The organism is Marinomonas flavescens (assembly GCF_004352835.1).
Lineage (GTDB): Bacteria > Pseudomonadota > Gammaproteobacteria > Pseudomonadales > Marinomonadaceae > Marinomonas > Marinomonas flavescens.
The window spans coordinates 93043-115509 of sequence record NZ_SJSB01000003.1; the positions used below are offsets into that span (position 1 = coordinate 93043).

The following is a 22467-nucleotide window of genomic DNA, read 5'->3' on the forward strand; positions in this document are numbered from 1 at the left end:
AAATCTAAGGGTTCGTACTATTTTAAAAGTGCGAATTGATTTCGCGGCAGCCTCACAAGGGCTGCTGCAGTTCGATAGGATAAATGGAAACGCATATGTCTACTAAATTTGATGTTATTGTAATCGGTGGCGGCCCTGGTGGTTACGTTGCTGCAATCCGTGCGGCTCAATTAGGTCTGAAAACGGCTTGTATCGAAAAATGGTTAGATAAAGAAGATAAGCCTCGTCTAGGTGGTACTTGTTTAAACGTGGGTTGTATCCCTTCTAAAGCATTGCTAGATTCTTCACAAAAATACCATGATGCGAAAGCCTCTTACGGTGTTCACGGAATCAGTGTTGGCGAAGTTGCTATGGATATTGATACCATGGTTGATCGCAAAGACAAAATCGTTGATCAATTGACCAGTGGTATTACAGGTCTTTTCAAAGCCAATGGTGTTACTAGCTTTGAAGGTTTCGGTAAAGTTCTAGCCAACAAAAAAGTTGAATTCACAGCGCATGACGGTACCGTTACTGTTATGGACGCAGACAATGTGATTTTGGCGACAGGTTCTATTCCAGTAAATATTCCACCTGCACCACAAACTGGCGATATTATCGTTGATAACGTGGGTGCATTGGATTTCCGCGCTGTACCTAAACGTCTTGGCGTTATCGGTGCTGGCGTTATTGGTCTTGAGTTGGGTTCTGTATGGGCTCGTCTTGGTTCTGAAGTGGTTGTATTAGAAGCACAAGATTCTTTCCTAAGTATCTGTGATCAAGACATCGCGAAAGAAGCCGCTAAAATCTTCAAAAAACAAGATCTAGACATTCGTCTTGGCGCTCGTGTAACAGGCAGCCAAATCAACGGCGAAGAAGTGGAAGTGACTTACCTTGATGCTAAGGGTGAAGAGCAGAAGCAAACGTTCGACAAATTAATCGTAGCGGTTGGCCGTAAGCCATTCACTCAAGGTTGTTTCTCAGACGATTCTGGCGTTAAGCTAGACGAGCGTGGATTTGTTTTCGTTGATGAGCAATGCCGTACGTCTGTACCAGGTGTATTTGCTATTGGTGATATCGTTCGTGGTCCAATGTTGGCGCACAAAGCATCTGAAGAAGGTGTAATGGTTGCGGACATTATCGCAGGCCATAAAGCGCAAATGAATTACGATTGCATTCCTTCTGTTATTTACACTCACCCAGAACTTGCTTGGGTTGGTAAAAACGAACAGGAATTGAAATCAGAAGGCGTTAAATACAAAGTAGGTAAATTCCCATTCGCGGCGTCTGGTCGTGCAATGGCAGCTAACGACACCGATGGTTTTGTTAAAATCATTGCTGATGAAGAAACAGACCGTATCTTGGGTTGCCATATTATTGGTGGTCATGCGGCTGACTTGATCGCACAAGCTGTTATTGCAATGGAATTTGGTTCTACAGCGGAAGATATCGCCTTGACTGTATTCGCTCACCCAACGGTAAGTGAAGCAGTACATGAAGCGGCGTTAGCAGTAGATGGCCATGCTATCCACATTGCAAACCGTAAAAAGCGTTAATAGAAATTTAGATTTGCCGGCCTTGTGCCGGTAATGTCTGCCTTAACAGGCAGAGCTTATGTCAATCATTCAGATGAGCGGAAGAATCAAATGAACTTACATGAATATCAGGCTAAACAGCTTTTTGCTGAATACGGTCTGCCAGTATCTACAGGGTACGCAGTAGACACGCCGGAAGCGGCAGTGGAAGCAGCGAAAAAAATTGGCGGTGACAAATGGGTGGTTAAAGCTCAGGTTCACGCTGGTGGTCGCGGTAAAGCAGGTGGTGTAAAACTTGTTGATTCTTATGAAGAAATTACAGCATTCACAAATAATTGGATAGGTAAAAATCTAGTTACTTACCAAACTGACGAAAAAGGCCAGCCAGTCGCTAAGATTCTTGTTGAATCTTGCACTGACATTGCTAACGAACTGTACCTTGGTGCCGTTGTTGACCGTTCTACTCGTCGTGTTGTTTTCATGGCGTCTACTGAAGGCGGTGTTGAGATTGAGAAAGTAGCTGAGGAAACTCCTGAGCTAATCCACAAAGCGATCATTGATCCTGTTGTTGGCGCTCAACCTTACCAAGCTCGTGAATTAGCATTTAAATTGGGCCTTAACCCAGTTCAAATCAAGCAGTTCACTAAGATCTTCCTTGGTTTGTCTCAAATGTTCCACGACTACGACTTTGCATTGCTAGAAATCAACCCTCTAGTTATCACTGACGAAGGTAATCTTCATTGCCTAGATGGCAAAATCGGTATCGACAGCAACGCTGTTTACCGTCAGAAGAAAATGCAAGAGTTCCACGATCCATCTCAAGAAGATGAGCGTGAAGCACATGCAGCACAATGGGAACTTAACTATGTTGCTCTAGACGGAAACGTTGGCTGCATGGTAAACGGTGCCGGCCTAGCAATGGGTACAATGGACATCGTTAATCTACACGGTGGCAAGCCAGCTAACTTCCTAGACGTTGGTGGCGGCGCGACAAAAGAACGTGTTGCTGAAGCATTTAAAATCATTCTTTCTGACAGCAATGTTAAGGCAGTATTGGTTAACATCTTTGGTGGTATCGTACGTTGTGACATGATCGCTGAAGGTATCATCGGAGCAGTAGAACAAGTAGGCGTAACTGTGCCTGTTGTTGTACGTCTTGAAGGTACTAACGCTGAAAAAGGTCGTGAAGTGCTAGCTAATTCTGGCCTAGACATCATCGCTGCAACAAGTCTTAAAGACGCAGCTATCCAAGTCGTTAAAGCTGCGGAGGGCAAATAATAATGTCTGTCTTAATTAACAAAGATACTAAAGTTATCTGTCAGGGTTTCACTGGCGGACAGGGTACTTTCCATTCTGAGCAAGCAATTGCTTACGGTACAAAAATGGTTGGTGGTGTAACTCCAGGTAAAGGTGGTCAAACTCACCTAGGCCTACCTGTTTTCAATACAGTAAAAGAAGCAGTAGAACAAACTGGCGCTGAAGCGTCTGTTATCTACGTTCCAGCGCCTTTCTGTAAAGATTCTATTCTTGAAGCGGCTAACTCTGGTATCAAACTTATCGTTTGTATCACTGAAGGTGTTCCGACTCTTGATATGCTTGACTGTAAAGTAGTTTGTGACTCTTTGGGCGTTCGCCTTATCGGTCCTAACTGCCCAGGTATTATCACACCGGGCGAATGTAAAATCGGCATCATGCCTGGCCATATTCATATGCCAGGTAAAGTAGGTATCGTATCTCGTTCAGGTACTTTGACTTATGAAGCCGTTAAGCAAACAACAGATGCTGGTTTCGGTCAGTCTACTTGTGTTGGTATCGGTGGTGATCCAATCCCAGGCACAAACTTCATCGACGTATTGGAAATGTTCCAAAACGATCCACAGACTGAAGCGATTGTTATGATCGGTGAAATCGGTGGTACTGCTGAAGAAGAAGCGGCTGCTTACATCAAAGCAAACGTAACTAAGCCTGTTGTATCTTACATTGCTGGTGTTACTGCACCTGCTGGTAAGCGTATGGGTCATGCTGGCGCGATCATCTCTGGTGGTAAAGGTACAGCGGATGAGAAATTTGCTGCACTAGAAGACGCTGGTGTTAAAACCGTTCGCTCTCTTGCAGACATCGGTGCTGGCCTTAAAGAACTTACTGGCTGGTAAGTTACTAGTGTCTAATGAGAGGCTCTTTAGTTAGATGCTTTTTAGTTAGAAACTAGAGACTTAGATAACTAGCCTTTAGGCTAATAGTGCTAAGTCTACAGCTATAGTAAAATCCCTGTTTCGGCAGGGATTTTTTTTGCCTTTTTACCAACTAAACAGGGCACTTGGTTTATGATGAATTGTCCTTTTTGCTCGGCTGCAAATTCATGCAACCCTGATGGTGCGTGTTGGTGTTTTATGGAGGATGTTCCTGAAGCATTGCTGTCTCTTTTACCCGAGGCATTAGTGGGCCGTAACTGCATTTGCCTGCGCTGTATTGAGCAATATAAGAGTGATCCAAAGGCGTTTGCCACCGCACACAAGACCGGTGTTTAAGCTTCCTTAAAACAATTAAAAGAGACAGTGGATGAATGATTCAGAAAGCGTCACATATGATATTACGGTAGTCGGAGGTGGCATCGTAGGTTTATCAACGGCTTGGCAGCTGCAGCAGCGTTATCCTACCTATCGGATTTTATTGTTAGAGAAGGAGCAGGAAGTCGCTCAGCACCAAACCGGGCACAATTCTGGTGTGATTCACGCTGGCGTGTATTATGCTCCGGGCAGTTTAAAAGCATCTTTTTGCAAGCAAGGAGCGGCCGCGACTAAAGCTTTTTGTTTAAAGCATGGGATTGAATTCGAAGAGTGCGGTAAGTTGATTGTCGCCACCAATGCCGAAGAAGAAGAGCGAATGAATGCGCTCTATGCGCGTTGCCAAGAAAATGAACTGGAAGTGTTTCGTTTAGATCGCGACGCCTTATATCGCCGTGAGCCCAATGTAAAAGGCATCGCCGCTTTGTTTGTGCCTGCTACCGGTATCGTCAATTATCGCGAAGTTTGCCAAAAAATAGCCGAGCTTTTTGTGCACAAAGGCGGTGAAATTCGCTTTGGCTGCAAAGTATCCGCGTTGCAAGAAAGCCATGAGAAAGTCTCTATTCATGTTGGACATGATTTAATAAATACGCGCTATCTAGTGTGTTGTGCTGGCTTAATGGCGGACAGACTCACTCGTATGCTAAATATTCCTACCGATTTTCAAATCATCCCGTTTCGAGGGGAATATTACCAACTTCCACGCAAGCACAGCCAAATCGTCAATCACCTAATTTACCCTGTACCTGATCCTGAACTGCCTTTTTTAGGCGTGCATCTAACCCGAATGATAGACGGCTCAGTGACGGTAGGGCCGAATGCCGTACAAGGCTGGAAACGTGAAGGCTACGGCACGATTAATATTAGTCCGCGTGATATTTGGGACATGGTACGTTTTCCCGGTTTCTGGCGCTTGATCGGAAACAATTGGAAAGTAGGGCTAAAAGAGACCAAAAACTCTTGGTTTAAAATAGGCTACTTATCTCAAGTTAGAAAGTACTGTGATCAAATAGCACTAGAGGACCTGCAAAATTATCCGGCGGGTATTCGTGCTCAAGCGGTGATGCGTGACGGCAGTTTGGTACACGATTTTCTGTTTGCTAAAAGCCCGCGATCCTTACACGTCTGCAACGCTCCATCGCCTGCAGCAACCAGCGCTTTCCCTATCGGCAATTACATTGTCGATAAATTAGATGACCTGATCACAACTATTTAAACCGAAAGGATTATGAAAACAACATGGTATGGTTTGATTGTGTTGACCATTTCAATATAGAGTTCGGTCAATCTAATTGGCTATTCTGAGGCGAAATCATGTTGGCGTTAAAAGGCAAAAAACAATCGAAATTATTCTTTCGAAGTGTCATTTCAATGCTATTAGTCACTCAACTGACGGCTTGTGGCACACTTCTTTATCCAGAAAGAAGAGGGCAGACAAAGGGCACGATAGATGTGGGTGTTGCCGTATTAGACGCGGTAGGGTTATTGTTTTTCTTTGTGCCCGGTGTCGTTGCTTTTGGTGTCGATTTTGTCACTGGTGCTATTTATCTACCAGGTGGCAAAGTCGCCACATTAACACCCGATGAAATGAACAGAGTGAAGCGCGGCTCTGATGAAATCGACATGAAAGCGTTTAAACAAGTTATTGCCGAACGAGGAGATTTAGCATTACCCGCCGCGGCCTCATCAGATAAATTGAAAACTCAGCCTATGCCTTCGCAAGTCGCTATGATGAATGCTTTACACTTATCCAATGCAAATCAACAGTTAGCGATGGCTAAGGTTTATCAATAACGAGTCCATACGGTTTCACGTAAAGTAGCGGATGAATCAGGTTGCACATGGTTTCTTACATTATATGTTATGCACTATTGGCTAAAGTGGACCCTCTTATCGAAAAGCCTAACTTTTTCCTTGTTAGGCTTTTTATTTAGACTCATTACGATCGAAAGACCGTTTTATTAAATTCTCTTACTTAGTTAAGTCTTTAGCAAAATAATCTACCATCTCAGAGACCATGTTATCACCCATACCCTGATCTATTGCGGTAGAGAGGGCTTCATTAGCGCCGCTAGACATGATTGTTTTTACGCCTAGATCTTTTGCCATTTGACGGTAGTAGCCTACGTCTTTTGATGCATTGCGGATAGAAAAAGCTAACTTACTAGAGTCTCCATCTACACCGTACGCTTTTACGAAATCCATCATACCTGAGTGTAGCGGGCCGGCTGACATTACGTCATAAAGGCTTTGGCGTGACACACCTGCTTGGTCAGCCATTGCAAAAGCTTCAGCCATTGCGTTTGCGGTTGTCATACCAAAAAAATTATTAATTAGTTTGATTGTATTGCCTGAGCCTAGCTTACCCAAATGAAAAACATTCTCACCTAAGTCTAGCAATATAGGATGAACTTTTTCAAAAGCAGTTTTGTCACCAGAGCACATGATATTCAGTAAACCATCAATGGCATGAGAGGGTGTTCTACCCAATGGTGCATCCAAGTAAGCACCTCCGACAGACGCGACTTCATCTCCTAATGCCAGTGTGGAAGAAGGCAGAGACGTACCAAAGTCGATGACTATCGTTCCAGGTTTTAATCCACTGATTACACCATTATCTCCATGCATGCGACTTTCAACTGAAGCTGATGTATCCATGCATAGCATGACAATATCACTGGCTTCAGCTACCGCGCGAGGATTAGTCGCTTCGATTGCACCTGCTGCCACCGCTGCATCAATTCGAGGGCGAGAGACATTGCCCATTACAGTTAATGAATACCCTAAAGACTGAAGGCGTCCTACCATGGCGGCTCCCATTAAGCCAAGTCCTATAAATCCAATAGTCGGTTTTGTCATTTTCTTTCTCCCAATAAAGCTAGTCATGTATGAGACGTAAGTCTCTGTAATAAAATAAGGAATAAGGGTCTACGTTTATTGAACTTTCGGTGGGTAGCATTCTAAAATTTCCACGCCTAACTCTGTACTTATTGTTGCGACATCGATACCAGCAGGACAAAAAAACCGATCAAGTTTTTTAAGCTTAGTTGTTTCATTACCGATCGTTATGCTGCATTCACCAGCAACAATAATGCCTATATAGAAATCTTTTTCTGATTTATCAATGGTTTCAGAAATAGTCGATTTTTTAACCCTAAATTTGTCTGTTACTTTTTCATCGATCAAGGTTTCTTGGAATGAATGCTCAGAATAATGGCGCTCTAGTTTTGGTTGCTGATAAAATTTCTTAATTGCTTCCGGCACAGACAATGCTGAAAAATCAAACACATCCATACAAAAATCGAGGCCTCGTTTCATGAAACGTGCTTCTTCTGGCATGGTGTAACCAGCTTTAGTGAATTCAAAGCGTACTGCTAAGTCAGATGGCTCCATTATTTCAACCATTAAGATTCCTTCGCCAATGGCATGCGGTGAGCCACCAGGTATATACAGACAATCACCGGATTTTACGGGAACTTTATCAAAACAGGCTTCCATAGCGTTGATGTTTTGGGTCTCTATCATTTCTTTAAACGCATTTCGTGATGGTGGGTGCTGAAAGCCAACATAGACATAGGGGTCAGTGATATCTTCACGGACATCTAGGATGTAGTAACCTTCTGCTTTGCCGTGATTACTGTTGAGATGCTCACGAGCAAATTCCGCTGTAGGGTGTGCTTGAAAGTGCAGTCGAACGGAGGAATCTAAAAACTTTACAAGTAGCATTGGGTTTACATCAAATGCTTTTATGTGTTGTTTACCTAAGAAATAGTCAGGATCTAAAGCAATTAGTTCATCAAAGCGAATAGTGTCATTACCAATAGTGGCATGTGAAATTCCTTCAACAATATTTCCCCTATCTGGGTTGACCGCTTGAGTTGTTGAGCCTATCCAATCCTCAGGGAAGTGGGTATCTTCAGGGGTATTTTTATTCTCTAGCTGATCAAGGATTTTCCCCCCAGTGTAAGTGCGCCATACACGGTTTGAAGTAAAGCGAACGAGTTTTTTTCTATAATTCATAAGCATTCCTTTTGTTTAATGCAGCCTATATTTTGCAGTTTGGATACGGCACTTTGTGGCGCTAATCTATAAGTAGAATATATGCGGCTTAGATTGAATTGTGATGATATGAAATATTCATTGCTTAAAAACTCCACACCCTATTAGTGAAGGTGTGGAGGTAAGATATTTAATTACTTAAAAGAATTTGGCATGAGTGTTTTAGGGAGCCATAAAGAAATTTCTGGAAAGATAATAACCAGTAATAATATTAACAGCATAGGTAGAAGAATAATGGCAACTTGCTTCAATACGCTAGTTACGTTCATTTCGCCTATTGAGGCCGAAATCAGAAGACAGAGGCCATACGGGGGAGTCACCAGTCCAAATGCTAAAGAAATAATCCCTATCATGGCAAACACAATAGGCGAAATATCTGCCTGTGTTGCGACGGGTAGTAATACCGTGCCTAAGATTATAATGGTGGGTATTGCATCAATAAAGAGGCCAAAGAATAAGAATAAGAAAGCAATAACAAGGGCCGTTCCTAAACTGCCTAAATGCATTTCTGTCATCCCTCCAATGATCAAGCGCGGAACATTGTAATAAGCAAGTAACCAGCCAAATACAGACGCGGTACCAATGGCAAATAGAGAAATTGAAGCAAATCGCCCTGTGTCATAAAGAATAATTCCAACATCTCTAGGAGTGACAGTTCGATAAACTACCATACCAAGGAATAATGAATAAATAGCAGCGACGATGGCACTTTCAGTTGGTGTAACAATTCCTGCAACAATGCCATAAATGACGAACACTGGTGTTAGCATGGCAAGCGCAGCACCTTTAAAGGCTTTAAAGGTGGAAGCAAGGGTTGGTTTTGCTTCGATTGGGTAGTTGTACACTTTGGCAAAACCGTAAACCGTTGCCATAAGTGCGCCGCCGATCATGATGCCTGGTATGGCACCAGCCAAGAAGAGTGCACCAACAGAAACCTGCATAACTCCACCCCAAACAATCATCAAAATACTGGGGGGAATAATAACCCCCATGACAGATGAGCATGCAGTGATAGCAATAGCAAAGCGACGATCATAACCTTCGTTGATCATGGCGGGTATCAATATTTTTCCACAACCTGCGGCATCTGCCGTGGAGGAGCCTGAAATTCCAGCAAACAACATAGACACGGCAACGTTAACATGACCCAAACCACCAGGCATCCAACCGGTAAGCACCTTGGCTAAATCAATGAGCTTGTCTGTGATCTTTCCTGAATTCATTAAATTGGCGGCTAACAAGAAGAAGGGAACCGCCAATAAAATAAACGAATTATACGACTGAAACATGCGATCGATAATGATAAATGGATTTAATCGCACTTCAAGTGCTACGACAGGAATAGTGGCAAGACCTAATGCAAACGCAACAGGTACGCGCAGAATAACTAAGAGAACAAATACGCCAATTAATAAAGAGCAAGCGAGTCCAGTAGTAAGAATCATGAGGCAATCCTTATAGAGTAAGAGCGATAGGTCTCAAAAGCTTCATACAGGCGGTAAAGTGAGAAAATAGCCCATAGTAATCCAGCTAGAGGAACTGAAATGAAAGTGACAATTAGATTGGCGTTCATCATTACCGAATGTTGAATAAAGCCAAACTCCGCGTAGCCGATTCCATACCAAGCGAATAGCATTCCGAAAACACCGACAAGGATTTGCACAATGGCTTTTTGAAAAAACAGAATAAGAGGGTTAGAGCTATCTGGAATCACTTGTACATCAAAATGGATGCCATCCCAAACTGCCACGACAGAACCAATCATAACGACCCAAACAAAAATGAATGTCGCTAGCTCTTCAGTCCATAGATAAACAGGAATTATACCGGTGTAGCGTGCAATAACTTGCATCGCAACAGGGATAATTAAGGCACCTACTAATATCGCCAAAATTACTCGTAGTACGTTACAGAGCGATTCTAAAATGTGTTTAATCATAAAAAAACCTTCAAACATAAGATGCGTTTAATGAAAAAACATCCCCGTGATCTATACAGATCACGGGAGATATTAAACGAGAATGACGAAATGATTACTTGCTACGAATAGCTTCTAGTAACGCAGTTGCGCCGATACTTGCTGCATACTTATCTTGGACAGGTTTAACCATTTCTAGAAGTTTATCGCGATCAGTAAACTCAGATACTTTGAGTTCACCAGCGTCAGCCATTTGTTTCAGCTTAACTGCGTCCTCATGAGTCTCAAGTTTGCGGCCATATTCGCCTGCTTCTTTACCCGCTTTCATAATGGCAGCTTGAAGTTTAGGTGGTAATTTTCGGAAGGTTTTTCCGCTAAACACAATAGGGCGTACGGTGATGGTATGTTCCGTTTTTGCAAGATAGGGAGCGACTTCATAAAACTTTAAATCTTGGATGCTAGACGCTTCATTTTCTAGGCCACTTACCACACCTGTTTGGATTGCGTTATATACTTCGTTATAAGCAATTGCGGAAGGTATGGCGCCGATTGCGCTAAAGACTTGGGCCTGAATAGGGGCGCCCATTACTCGCATTTTGAGACCAGCCAATTCTTTTAGGTTGCTGACTTTTCTATTGGAAATGATGTTGCGTGTTCCGCCGCCTGCGTAGCCAACAATAAGGATGTCAGCCTTTTTATAAAGCTCCTTTTCAAGAGGTGCAAACACATTACTAGAAAGTACTCTGTTCCACTGTGCTTGATCTCGGAACAAGAACGGCATATCCATTAATGGGATAGAAGGTGCAAAACGTGCCATGTTTGAAGGGGCTAATATAGTGTAGTCGATTGCGATACCTTGGTTTAGGTAAGTTACATAATCTTTTTCAACACCAAGTTCACTGTTGAGGCGTAAATCAAACTTTACATCGCCATGATAATACTTAGTCACTAGGTCGCCGAATTTTACCAATGTCTTGGTGAATGCGTGCTGACCATCAAACATACTAGCGCCACGCAAAGTTGTCTCAGCGCTTGCAGGTACTGCTAACGCTGCGATTGCAGCACCAATCAATGTTGCTTTTAGCATTTTCTTTAGGTGTTTATCGAAAGTCATCATTATTTTTATCCTTATTATATGATCAAGTTAAAAGTATCTATTTGTAATGCAATAGTACTTAAACAGGCGATTCCACTATATTTAAAATTTTGTACCTTGTCTATGCGTTATTTTTCCTTATTCTTTATCTTAGGTTTTTTGGTAGTAAAATCATCTAGAATAGTCGCTTCAGGCCAAAACATGGTGTTTTGAAGTGACTATTCTAGTTTTCAGACATCTGAGTATTGGTAGTGTTTTAGTCGTATTCTGTGATTTTATTTATATAAAGTCGTACAAATTGTTTTAGACTTGCACAGGGTTTGAGCTAAAAAGATAACCATCAAAGTTGGGGTCTTGGTGTTCAGATAGCATGAGTAATGTGTCTTTTACATTTTCCAAATGTCGCCACATTGCCATACGTGCTGCATCTGGATTCCTTTGCTGAATGGCAGATAGAATATTTTGATGATCAATTAGCCACTTTTTACGATAAGTTTGATCGGTAATATGAGAATGAAGCTGCTTCCACATCAAACTGTTTTCTCGTCGTTCCCATAGATTCTCGACTAGATCTACTAGCACACTATTTTGAGTTGCTTCAGCGATGGCAAAATGGAAAAGCTTATCTCCATCATGTTTATGATCAAGCACATCAATATTTTGTTTCTCAAGTTCTAAGGCATTACGCATTTTTATGATGTCTTTTTTAGTGGCTTGTGTAGCTGCGAACTCGGCCACATGACTTTCAAGCAGTTGTCTGGCTTGCATCATCTCAAATGGCCCTGCATCGTCTTTATCTAATGATGACTCCAGCTCGTGGTTCGATGTGTCATTTGTTGGCTGTTTGATTAAATAAATACCGCTGCCTTTGCGTATTTCAACAAGCTCCATAAGCTCTAGCATAATCAACGCTTCACGAACGACGGTACGGCTGACTTTTAAGCGTTCAGCAATATCACGCTCTGTTGGAAGCCGATCGCCAATATGAAAGTTACTTTGTCTGAACTCTTCATAAAGTGCTAATCCAATTTCTTGATATAGGCGTTTGGGTTTAGTTAGTTTATTGATCATATTTATAATTCGCTTAAGCCAATGAGTAAAAACACCCTTTAATAAGAGCTGTCATGAATTGTCTGATAGTTATTTAGGCAGCGTGTTTGGATGAGGTCTCTTTGTATGATCTCACAATGTATTATCATTCAAGATTATAAATATATGATAGATAGGTCAACCAATTTATCAATTGGTTGACCTAAAAAATACTTTCATCCAATATATACCTCTGAGGTCATGCTTTTTAGCGCTCTTTAGGATGATGCTATTTAACTGATAAATGTCTGTTTTTATGTTAATGAAATATAAATAACTCACTAAAAAATCACTATAAATTCATATATATAGAGCATAACGTCTAATAAAAGAAAGGAATTATGATGGTGACGATAAATACAACAAAAACCCTATATTCCCCAGAAAACATAGAAGTTGGAATCGTACATATTGGGTTAGGTGCATTTCACCGAGCACATCAAGCGGTTTATATAGAAAAAAACTTAAACCGAAATATGGGAGGGTCTTGGGGGATTTGTGCGGTCAATATTCGTTCTAATTATCAATTGGTCGACCAATTAGAACGCTACGGTTGTCGTTACCACGTTGTTGAATATAGAAATAGCCAGAATGGGCATTTAAGAGAAATTAACGCTATCAGAGAAGCGTTGTATGCAGGTGATGACAAAGAGGTTTTGTTTGAAAGGTTGCTGTCAGAGCATACCAAAATAGTTACGTTAACCGTCACTGAAAAGGGCTACTACATCGCTTTGACGGATAAAAAGTTGCGTCTTGATGATCCGAGTATTCAGTATGACCTGAAGCACCCAGCACAGCCTAAAACGGCCCCCGGTATTCTTGTTGAAGCCTTGTATCGAAGAAGAGAAATAGGGCTTGCGCCATTTACCATATTGTCTTGCGATAATATTCCTAATAATGGTTCCTTGACTCGTCAGGCCGTCTGCGAATTGGCCGCCCAGCGTAGTGATGAGTTTGCTCAATGGATTAAAGATGAAGTGGCGTTTCCGAGTTCTATGGTCGATAGGATAGTTCCGGCCATGACAGATGAATCAAAAAAACGACTACAGCGCGATTTTAAGATAGAAGATCCTAATGCGGTGCTCAGTGAAGCATTTAGTCAATGGGTAATAGAAGATAACTTCCCGTTAGGGCGGCCTGATTGGGAAAATGATGGCGTGCAAATGGTCAAAGACGTGCACCCATTTGAAACCATGAAATTGCGTTTACTTAATGGAAGTCACTCTTTGTTGGCTTATATCGGGTCAGCGGCGAATTTTGAAACCATTGCAAAAACCAGAGCGGTTCCCGAGTTTGCTGCATTGGTTCGACATTACATGCATGTGGAAGCCGCACCCACATTAGAAATGCCGGAAGAAGTGGATGTACCGGTTTATATAGAAAGCCTAATGTTACGTTTTTCTAATGACAGCCTGCATCATCGGCTGTCACAGGTAGCGATAGATGGCTCCCAGAAAATCCCTCAGCGTTGGTTCGCTTGTACAGAAGAAAGACTTAACGCGAATAAAGATATCTTTGCCGTCGCATTGGGGATTGCCGCTTGGATTCTTTATGTGAGTGGTCGAAATTTAAAGGGTCAACAACATTTAGTTGACGATCCTCTGGCTGAACGGTTGAGTGAGTGTCATGCGAATACAGATAAACCTCAAGAAATTGTTCGAAATATTCTCGATATGAGCGACATTTTTCCTAGCATATTACGTGAGCACGATGGCTTTTATCAGGCTGTGTTAAGTGCGTACCGAATGCTAATCACACAGGGTGTGATGGCGTGTTTGACAGTGTTCGAAAGTGACGAGTAGTGATAGGTAATCTAGCGTGGATTAGCCTTGTATCCTTAATATGAAACGCAACGTTTTATAACGAAGTAAACACAGAAGTAATAAAGTATTTAGCGGAGAAAAAAATGGAACATACTTGGCGTTGGTTTGGACCAAATGACGACACCACATTAACAGATATTCGTCAGACAGGCGCAACAGGCGTTGTTACCGCATTGCATGATATTGCCAATGGCGAAGTATGGCCGGTAGCCGCTATTCAGGCTCGCAAAGCCATGATAGAAGCCAGTGGTTTGCGTTGGTCCGTGGTAGAAAGTGTGCCTGTGCATGAAGACATAAAAAAGCGCACAGGTAACTACCTTGAATACATTCAAAATTATAAGCAAACGCTTTTGAATGTATCGCAATGTGGCATTGATACTGTTTGCTACAACTTTATGCCTGTGTTGGATTGGACACGTACCGATCTTTCCTACGAACTGGCAGATGGCTCAAGAGCTCTACGCTTTGACCAAACTGCGTTTGCGGCCTTTGAATTGTATATTTTAGAGCGCAAAGGTGCTGCTGCTGAGTACAGTGAGGCAGAAAAAGAAGCCGCAAAAACGTTTCTTGAAAATATAAAAGAAGAAGATAAAAATCGTCTAGTTGCCAACATTATTGCTGGCTTACCGGGCGCAGAAGAAAGCTACACATTAGAGCAGTTTCGCTCTAAATTGGCAGAATACGACCATATAGACAAAGACGTATTGCGTCATAATCTCAAGCTCTTTTTAGAGGCTATTGTTCCAGCCGCAGAGCAGGGCGGTTTAAAGCTTGCCATTCACCCAGATGATCCACCACGACCTATTCTTGGTCTACCTCGCGTCGTTTCCGTAAAAGACGACATAGAATGGATTCTTAATGCGGTACCCAGTTCGGCGAATGGCATCACCTTATGCACGGGTTCATATGGGGTGCGAGCAGACAATGATCTTGTTGATATGATTGAACGCTTTGGTTCTAGCATCTACTTCACGCACTTAAGATCGACTAAACGAGAAGACGTAGATGGCAGCTTTCATGAAGCCTCTCACCTAACCGGCGATGTCGACATGGTGGGAGTTGTACGAGCATTGATAATGGAAGAAAAGAAACGCAAGGGCGACACAAATAATGCCCATCGATTGATTCCTATGAGGCCAGACCACGGCCATCAAATACTCAACGACCTAGATAAAAATGCTAAGCCAGGGTATTCCACACTTGGCCGAATGAAAGGGCTTGCCGAAGTCCGAGGCCTAGAAATGGGTTTGAAAGCGATGTTAGACGCTTCTTGATAGTCTCTCGTGATACCCACTTTTCCATTGCCCGTTAACTCGGGCTTTTTTTTAGGCGCCTCCTTGGTATTTTTGGTCGCCTCTATGCAAGTTACTGCATCTTATTAGCCTATTCCCATGAAGGGCAATGTAATAAGATATCAGCCATAAAATTTCATTACTTGGCGTCAGAGAGTAAGTGCATAACGTAAATAGGAATAAAATCGAATCATGTCAGCATACAATCAGCTAACCTCGCATTACCAAACGATCCATCACTTTAACCATGCACAGGCGATGCTTGGCTGGGACGCCGCGGCCAATATGCCGGCTGGTGGCAATGAGGCGCGCTCCAGCGCCATGGCAGAACTTTCTGTCCACGTGCACAGATTATCCACCCAGCCACAGCTAGAAGAATGGTTTGCCAAGGCGGCACAAGAGTCGCTAACTTTTGAGCAAGACGCCAGCCTACGTGAAATGAAACGCCAATGGCAGCAAGCTGCCTTACTGCCAGAAGCCTTAGTGCAAGCGCAATCCATGGCAGGTTCTAAATGTGAACACGCATGGCGCTCACAACGCCAAGAAAACGACTGGACAGGGTTTGAGAAAAACTGGCAAGAAGTGGTCGCGCTATCGAGAGAAGAAGCACAGATCCGTGGCGATGCATTAGGACTGACACCATACGACGCCATGCTCGATAAATTCGAACCGGGCACCAGCAGCGCCTCCCTAGATGTTTTATTCTCTGATGTGAAACTCTGGCTACCAGAACTCATTGAAAAGGCCCTAGACAAACAGCGTTCTGAATCCATCATCATGCCAACGGGTCGCTATTCAAGTGCCACGCAAAAAGCCCTCGGCCTAGAAGTCATGAAATTGCTGAAATTTGACTTTGCGCGCGGTCGCTTAGACGAAAGCGTACACCCATTTTGTGGCGGCGTACCATCGGACGTACGCATCACCACCCGCTATGATGAAGAAGATTTCGTGCAAGCTTTAATGGGCATTGTTCACGAAACAGGCCACGCACGATACGAACAAGGTTTACCAAAAGCCCTAGCAGGATTACCCGTTGGCGAAGCGCGCTCCATGGGCATTCATGAATCCCAATCCTTGTTCTTTGAAATGCAAATAGGGCGTAGCAACGCCTTCGTTTCACACTTGTCACGACTTTCAAAAGACGCCTTTAATGCGCAGCAAGACCCCGTATTTGCCGAACAAAATCTACAGAAAATCTACACTCGTGTGGACAAAGGCTTCATCCGTGTCGACGCAGACGAACTCACTTACCCAGCGCACGTGATCTTACGGTATGAGATAGAACGCGACTTGATCAACGGCGTCATCGAGCACAAAGACGTGCCTGCACTGTGGGACGAAAAAATGAAAGCGTCTCTTGGTCTCTCCACCAAAGACAACTACAAAAACGGCTGCATGCAAGACATCCACTGGACAGACGGCGCCTTCGGCTACTTCCCAAGCTACACACTTGGCGCCATGTACGCCGCCCAATACAAAGCCACCATGACAAAAACCGTCGACTTCGACGCCGCCATCCAAAGCGGCGATCTAAGCCCCATCTTCCAATGGCTCAGCGACAACATCTGGACACAAGCCTCGCTGCACACCACAGATGAACTCGTCAAACGCGCCACAGGCGAAACCCTAAACGCCGCGCATTTCAGAAAACACCTAGAAGGACGCTACTTAAAATAAGCTGAGAGAAGGCTTTTATATCTATGATTGTTCACGATATAGTCTTGTTCATGAATCATGAACGATATATTATCGTGAACAATAACTTGAGATAGAGCGATATTAACTATGACTAAGCAATCATCATTAGCGGTCAACGCGCTGGCATTACTTCCTGCGCACATTAAAGCTCAGTTCATAGAAAATGATAAATTCATACAGAATGACAAGCTCAATGATGGTAGCTTCAGTGATGGTGAATTATGTTTGACTGTCAGTGGTGATAGTTATCACTTTTATGTTGCGGTAAAAAATATACATCGAAAGGAAAGCCTAGAGCCTTTATTGAGCGAAGTCGCTTCTAATGCTTTATTAATCTGTAATCGTCTTACGCCTTATTTAGCTGAGATATGCACGCAAAAAGGGCTTAACTTCATTGATACTGCTGGCAATACGAAAGTAGATAATAATGGTTTACATCTTTGGATTGAGTCACAAAAAGACAGAACTCAAAAGACATTCAGCAATGAAGCCAAACCCAGTAAATTAGGTGAAGGTTCAGCGAAACTTTTGTTTGCTTTGCTGTCTAAGCCTGACATTCTTAATAGCTCTTATAGAGAAATCGCGGAATACGCGAACATCTCATTGGGAATGGTAAGTAAGGGGTTGGGCTTTTTTGAAGAGGAATCTTTAATTAGTCTTGGAAAAAACAGACGAATACTTGATGCGAAACGCATGTTAGCTATTTGGATAGACACTTATCGATTGTCTATTCGGCCTAAGTTAGGTGGTGTTCGCCTTGAATATAAAGGCAATTGGCAAGACCTACCAATAGAAGATGACGATTACTGGGGGGGAGAAGCCGCAGCAGATGTTCTTACCCACTACCTTCATCCTCACGACTTACAGCTATTTACCCGTTTACCGTTACAAAAAAAACTGGCTCAACTGAATTATCGAGCAAATCCAGAAGGTGCTTTATGGTTGGTTCCTGCGTTCTGGGGACCGAAGCTAGAATGGACTATTAAAAGCCAAGCCTTATTGGCTGTGGCCGAACTAGAAGCGAGCAAGGATAGCCGCAATATAGAAACCTCAAGGATGATTTATGAAAAATATCTATAGACTCAAACACCCAATCAATCCTGCATTCAAACCAGTGCTTGATATCATTATGAATGTGACATCGCTGCTTAACATACCTTATTTTATTGCCGGAGCTACAGCGCGGGATTTATTGCTTTATCATGTCTTTGATAGAAAACCAGGTAGAAAAACCCATGATATAGATACAGCAATCTTGGTCTCTGATTGGGAAAGCTTTACTTCAGTTAAAATTGCATTGTTGGAATCTGGGCTAAGCGATACAAAATTACCTCATCGTCTAATGCACGACGTAAGTGGGCTGCCTGTAGATATTATCCCGTTTGGTTCCATTGCTGATGATGAGAGTGAGATACAATGGCCACCAGAGCATGCCATCACTATGTCGGTTGCAGGTTTTCAAGAAGCTTTTGATAATTCGGTGTTAATCGACATAGGTAAAGACTTAAATCTGAAAGTGTCTTCGTTGGCTGGTTTTGTACTGCTAAAATTAATTGCATGGCAAGAGCGACATTTAGAAACAAACAAAGATATAGCGGACTTTTTAACGATTCTCACTGAATATTCCAACGTCGAGTGGGACCGTTTATATGAAGATTTTATTCCAGCGGAAAAGCTCAATTATAATATTGAGCGACAAGGTGCGTTTTTATTAGGACACGATCTCAATATGCTCTTGTCTCATCACAACACCAGCGCTAAAACATTAGGCTATTTGAGAGAACTCAAGACGTCTCAAATGGAATGGTTGATAACCAGTTTACTAAAAATCCAAAGCCCGCATAATTCCGATGACATAGAGCTGTGGCTTGCCGATTTTTGGGATGGAGTGAGCTTGGAGTCGTTGTGACTGAAATCTGGAATCTAAAAAAAATTAGATACTTACCTGAACTCAAACGCAATTTTCCAATGGCTCAGCGACAACATCTGGACACAAGCCTCGTTGTACACCACAGATGAACTGGTTAAACGCGCCACAGGCGAAACCCTAAACGCCGCACATTTCAGAAAACACCTAGAAGGACGCTACTTGTAATAAGCTGAGAGAAGGCTTTTATATCTATGATTGTTCACGATCTAGCCTTGTTCATGAATCATGAACATTATGCAATCGTGAACAATCACTTTCGATAGGATTTTTTAAGGGATATGCCCCTTAAAAATCCCACTGAATTGGCAACACCTAAACCCACTGCGCTTAAAGGGACTTGACCCCGGCTGGTGGCTACTTTGCCGATAAATGGCATGTCATCCAGCTCAACCGGCGTTTCTCTTCGAAACTGCCGCCTACCTCATCGAAAACACCGATTGAGCTTACCTAAACGTAGGTCAGTATGAACGGAGGAACGACGGGAATCTGGCAATGAAAGCAACGCTTTCACAAGGATTTGTTACCGCAAATACTCTATGAATACGAGCACGAGTTTCTTCCCCTTTTTTCTTCAAGGGGAAGACGGAAGATGGGGTTATTTCTTTGGTTTTTATGGGCTTTACTTCTATCGTTTTGCTGACTAAAGGGTCGAACCCCTTTTTGCCCAACAAGCCTCTCGCAACCAGAAACACTGCTTCAAAAAGGGCTTTGACCTGACTTTTACCTCACCACTTGGAACAGTGTAAATATCACCGATCGACGTTACTTTTTTAGATATCCGTTTGACCTTGTCCTAGACACTCACCTTGCTTCTCTGATCGCTATCTCAACACAAAAATCGAACTCTAATGGCCAGCATTAAGGCAGGTAGGTAGTCAATTCCTGATAGAAAAAAACAATAAGTAGAAAGGTTATTTTTAAACGAGTCTATTGTTTGCTCATTTAGCAAATTTGAATAACCATATTTTGCGCGTATACACTGGCATAAAATGGAAAACCGCCTTAAGATCAATGACTAATGATTCACAGTACTGAGATAAGAGGCTGGGGATAAAAGTGATAACGCGCACGCTCGTTTAGCCCGTTTTTAATATTGTGAATAGCTTTATAAAATTATTAAAAATCAGTTGGTTATAGATAATTTTGGAAAGTTTGAAAATGTGTAAACGCGCACGCGTACTAATAAGCTGTTATGTGATCAGGGAAGTATGGTGTTAAATTATGGCTAAAAGAGATCCCAATAAAACTGCAAGAAATCGTATTGTAGAATCCATAAAGAAGGAACTAAGGGAGCTACTTCCATTAGTCTTGGCAGATACAGATGTAAGAGATGAAGCATCATTGAATGCCAAGATAGGCAGTAAAACAGATGATTTTTTTGACTTGAAACATGAAGTAATACATTCCCATGATGAATTTACTATCAAATGGCTTAGCGGGCTAAAACAAGCAATTGAAGCTGGTGCAGGAGAATCATACGAATGGATACAAAGTTCAGCCAAGGATAGTGCACCTTTCAAAAAATATTTAATACTATTTTTAAAGAGAAGCTACTTAAAACGTTTTGACGAATTATCCAAAAACCGTCCTAAAGTAGAAGAGTCTGAAATATGGATTGGTCAGCAAAATGCAAATTACGGATTACTCGTTACGCCTCGGTTTAATGGGGACCAGTGGGAAAATGATAATAGTGAAATTAGAGCATTTAAGCATGGTTATTGGACAATAGGTCACGTTCTAGAAACTGGACTAGTGATTCCGGGTCAAGATGAAATAGTTGAATTTAAAGACATAGAGCAATACTTGGTCTTTTATAAAAATGTATTGGTCCGAAATTCAGGTTCACCTTACGAGTACGAGATAGCGGGATTATATTGCGACTTCGTCCGACAATCAGCCAATCCTTTATCCATACCTCTTATGATTCCTGAATACAGATATTTAGGCTTGGAACCTAAGCATAGGTACAGATTAGATTTCATGATTACTAACCCTTTTACACTTAACAAGGTAGGTTTCGAAATATCCCCTTGGTCTACCCATGGTTATCTTCGTAAAATTAAAGGTATGACACAGAAGAAAGTAAATGAAATAGCCGCAGATAATTTTTCTAAAGAAATGAAAAAGCATCGAGCCTATTTCAATAAGCATAATGTATATACATTAATTTATGCTGATGAAGCGCTTGCAGACTGTAATCAAATTTTCCAAAATGACATCGTTCCGTTGCTTTCTCCAGAAAGGGAAGGAACGCAGCTTTCATTTATGATAATGGAAGAGTATTTCTAAAATCACATAACAAGGCGCTGCAAGCGATTTTGCAAACTCGCCCGTTTTTTGCTGTAAGAGCAAAAGCGCAAAAAATCGGTCAAGCTCACAAAACGCCTGAGCTTGGCGTTAGCCTTCTCTTAAATTATGGAAATATAAGTTATGTCTAGTGCATGGAAAACCGCTGCTCGACTTGTTGGTGGTCCGCTTGTTGGTTTAGTTATTGATGGAGTAGAAGCTTCTTCAAATTCAATGAATGAAGCATCTGCCCGAAGCCTTGAGGCTTTGAGGGAAGAGGCAGCAAAACAAGAAATAAAAATGGAATTTTCGCAGCACCAAGCTAGAGTAGCTCAGGAGCTTGCTATAGCAAAAAGAATTGAAAATGCTGTAGAAGTAGAAATAGAAGAATATTACGACAATAGCGGTAAAGGTAGTGCTGGCTTAAGTGTAAACGCTGAAAGCCAGACTGGGAGCTTTGGTCTGTCTGGAGAAAGTAGGAAAGTTTCAAAGCGAGTCTATCGATTTAAAGGTATATCAAGCAGTGAAGATACTACTTATGAACAAACAGAACTGAGATATTTAAAGAAATTAATACAGGGGATTCGAATTGGAGTCGATATTTAGAGGGGCTATACGAATGTCCATCACTCAAGTGTGGGCATCTGTTTCTTGCTCACTTTGAGAGAAAGTCTAAAAGTAAAGGCATAACAGATGGCTATTTTAGTTATACGCATTCGACACCTAATCACTTTAAACCAGTTGAGTTTGATGAAAGAATAGCCACTATATCTCCAAGTTTTGTTGAAATATTCAACCAATCAACAAATGCAGAGCAAGCTGGGTTGAGTGAAGTTTGTGGTATGGGCTACCGAAAAGCACTTGAGTTCCTGATAAAAGATTATTGTGTATCATCACAAACTGATGATGCTGAAAAGATCAGGAAAATGATGTTGATGCAATGCATTAATCAATATATCACCGACACCAACATTAAAGAATGTGCCACTCGTGCCGTTTGGTTGGGCAACGATGAAACACACTACCAACGCAAGTGGAAAGACAAGGATATTGGTGACCTTAAATTATTGATCAACTTAGTAATTCATTGGGTTGTTAGCAACCTAATGACTCAAGAGTATATGCAGTCGATGCAACGAACATAACAAACGCATCAAAAATCGCCCCACGGGCTGGACGTCGCTGACGCTCCGCCTTT

Annotated in this window: 21 protein-coding genes; 15 read left to right on the plus strand and 6 right to left on the minus strand. The window is 42.2% G+C overall.

Annotated elements, in window-relative coordinates:
• The first annotated feature begins 95 nt into the window (after positions 1-95).
• The 6 genes from lpdA to E0D70_RS04225 all read left to right on the plus strand — a co-directional run bounded on the left by lpdA (position 96) and on the right by E0D70_RS04225 (position 5872).
• Positions 96-1535, plus strand: a complete 1440-nt coding sequence (lpdA, locus tag E0D70_RS04200; protein ID WP_133011032.1) for a dihydrolipoyl dehydrogenase — start codon at positions 96-98, stop codon at positions 1533-1535.
• A 90-nt stretch (positions 1536-1625) separates the two neighbouring features.
• A complete protein-coding gene (sucC, locus tag E0D70_RS04205; RefSeq protein ID WP_133011033.1) occupies positions 1626-2792 on the plus strand; it encodes an ADP-forming succinate--CoA ligase subunit beta in 1167 nt (388 codons plus the stop codon).
• A 2-nt stretch (positions 2793-2794) separates the two neighbouring features.
• Positions 2795-3667: a succinate--CoA ligase subunit alpha gene (gene sucD / locus E0D70_RS04210; protein ID WP_133011034.1), complete on the plus strand. Its 873-nt coding sequence runs from the start codon at positions 2795-2797 to the stop codon at positions 3665-3667.
• A 171-nt stretch (positions 3668-3838) separates the two neighbouring features.
• Entirely contained in the window at positions 3839-4042 is a 204-nt protein-coding gene (locus E0D70_RS04215; protein WP_133011035.1) for a cysteine-rich CWC family protein, read from the plus strand.
• A gap of 31 nt (positions 4043-4073) precedes the next feature.
• Positions 4074-5294 (plus strand): L-2-hydroxyglutarate oxidase, encoded by a 1221-nt coding sequence (gene lhgO / locus E0D70_RS04220; protein WP_133011036.1) that lies wholly within the window; start codon positions 4074-4076, stop codon positions 5292-5294.
• Positions 5295-5392: 98 nt separating this feature from the next.
• Complete coding sequence (locus E0D70_RS04225; protein WP_133011037.1) at positions 5393-5872, plus strand: hypothetical protein; 480 nt, start codon at positions 5393-5395, stop codon at positions 5870-5872.
• A 177-nt stretch (positions 5873-6049) separates the two neighbouring features.
• Here the strand turns inward: E0D70_RS04225 and E0D70_RS04230 are convergent, their stop codons facing one another.
• The 6 genes from E0D70_RS04230 to E0D70_RS04255 form a co-directional block, all read right to left on the minus strand.
• Positions 6050-6937, minus strand: a complete 888-nt coding sequence (locus E0D70_RS04230) for an NAD(P)-dependent oxidoreductase (RefSeq protein WP_133011038.1) — start codon at positions 6935-6937, stop codon at positions 6050-6052.
• Positions 6938-7012: 75 nt separating this feature from the next.
• Positions 7013-8098 carry a class I mannose-6-phosphate isomerase gene (locus E0D70_RS04235; RefSeq protein WP_133011039.1) on the minus strand — a complete coding sequence of 362 codons (1086 nt, stop codon included), beginning with the start codon at positions 8096-8098 and terminating at the stop codon, positions 7013-7015.
• Between the two features lie 173 nt (positions 8099-8271).
• Complete coding sequence (locus E0D70_RS04240) at positions 8272-9582, minus strand: TRAP transporter large permease (RefSeq protein WP_133011040.1); 1311 nt, start codon at positions 9580-9582, stop codon at positions 8272-8274.
• A complete protein-coding gene (locus E0D70_RS04245) occupies positions 9579-10076 on the minus strand; it encodes a TRAP transporter small permease (protein WP_133011041.1) in 498 nt (165 codons plus the stop codon). Before E0D70_RS04245 ends, E0D70_RS04240 begins: the two co-directional genes overlap by 4 nt.
• 94 nt (positions 10077-10170) lie before the next feature.
• A complete protein-coding gene (locus E0D70_RS04250) occupies positions 10171-11172 on the minus strand; it encodes a TRAP transporter substrate-binding protein (RefSeq protein ID WP_207923194.1) in 1002 nt (333 codons plus the stop codon).
• A 282-nt stretch (positions 11173-11454) separates the two neighbouring features.
• Positions 11455-12222 carry an FCD domain-containing protein gene (locus tag E0D70_RS04255; RefSeq protein ID WP_133011042.1) on the minus strand — a complete coding sequence of 256 codons (768 nt, stop codon included), beginning with the start codon at positions 12220-12222 and terminating at the stop codon, positions 11455-11457.
• A 359-nt stretch (positions 12223-12581) separates the two neighbouring features.
• On the opposite strand from E0D70_RS04255, the gene E0D70_RS04260 reads away from it, so the two are divergent.
• The 9 genes from E0D70_RS04260 (at position 12582) to E0D70_RS17540 (ending at position 22414) form a co-directional block, all read left to right on the plus strand.
• Positions 12582-14042 (plus strand): mannitol dehydrogenase family protein, encoded by a 1461-nt coding sequence (locus E0D70_RS04260; RefSeq protein WP_338068569.1) that lies wholly within the window; start codon positions 12582-12584, stop codon positions 14040-14042.
• A gap of 104 nt (positions 14043-14146) precedes the next feature.
• Positions 14147-15337, plus strand: coding sequence for a mannonate dehydratase (gene uxuA / locus E0D70_RS04265; RefSeq protein ID WP_133011043.1), 1191 nt, complete (start codon positions 14147-14149; stop codon positions 15335-15337).
• 210 nt (positions 15338-15547) lie between these two features.
• Positions 15548-17032 carry a carboxypeptidase M32 gene (locus tag E0D70_RS04270; RefSeq protein ID WP_133011044.1) on the plus strand — a complete coding sequence of 495 codons (1485 nt, stop codon included), beginning with the start codon at positions 15548-15550 and terminating at the stop codon, positions 17030-17032.
• A 108-nt stretch (positions 17033-17140) separates the two neighbouring features.
• Positions 17141-18133: a type IV toxin-antitoxin system AbiEi family antitoxin gene (locus tag E0D70_RS04275; RefSeq protein WP_133011045.1), complete on the plus strand. Its 993-nt coding sequence runs from the start codon at positions 17141-17143 to the stop codon at positions 18131-18133.
• The gene (locus tag E0D70_RS04280; RefSeq protein ID WP_133011046.1) at positions 18117-18962 is read left to right on the plus strand and encodes a hypothetical protein; all 846 of its coding nucleotides are present in this window, start codon (positions 18117-18119) and stop codon (positions 18960-18962) included. The genes E0D70_RS04275 and E0D70_RS04280 overlap by 17 nt, the downstream gene beginning before the upstream one ends.
• 51 nt (positions 18963-19013) lie before the next feature.
• Positions 19014-19148, plus strand: a complete 135-nt coding sequence (locus tag E0D70_RS17755; protein WP_420813325.1) for a hypothetical protein — start codon at positions 19014-19016, stop codon at positions 19146-19148.
• 1056 nt (positions 19149-20204) lie between these two features.
• The gene (locus tag E0D70_RS04290) at positions 20205-21272 is read left to right on the plus strand and encodes a topoisomerase (RefSeq protein WP_133011047.1); all 1068 of its coding nucleotides are present in this window, start codon (positions 20205-20207) and stop codon (positions 21270-21272) included.
• Between the two features lie 141 nt (positions 21273-21413).
• Entirely contained in the window at positions 21414-21875 is a 462-nt protein-coding gene (locus E0D70_RS04295; protein ID WP_207923195.1) for a hypothetical protein, read from the plus strand.
• Positions 21876-22093: 218 nt separating this feature from the next.
• Positions 22094-22414, plus strand: coding sequence for a DUF4145 domain-containing protein (locus E0D70_RS17540; protein WP_207923196.1), 321 nt, complete (start codon positions 22094-22096; stop codon positions 22412-22414).
• Positions 22415-22467 lie beyond the last annotated feature (53 nt).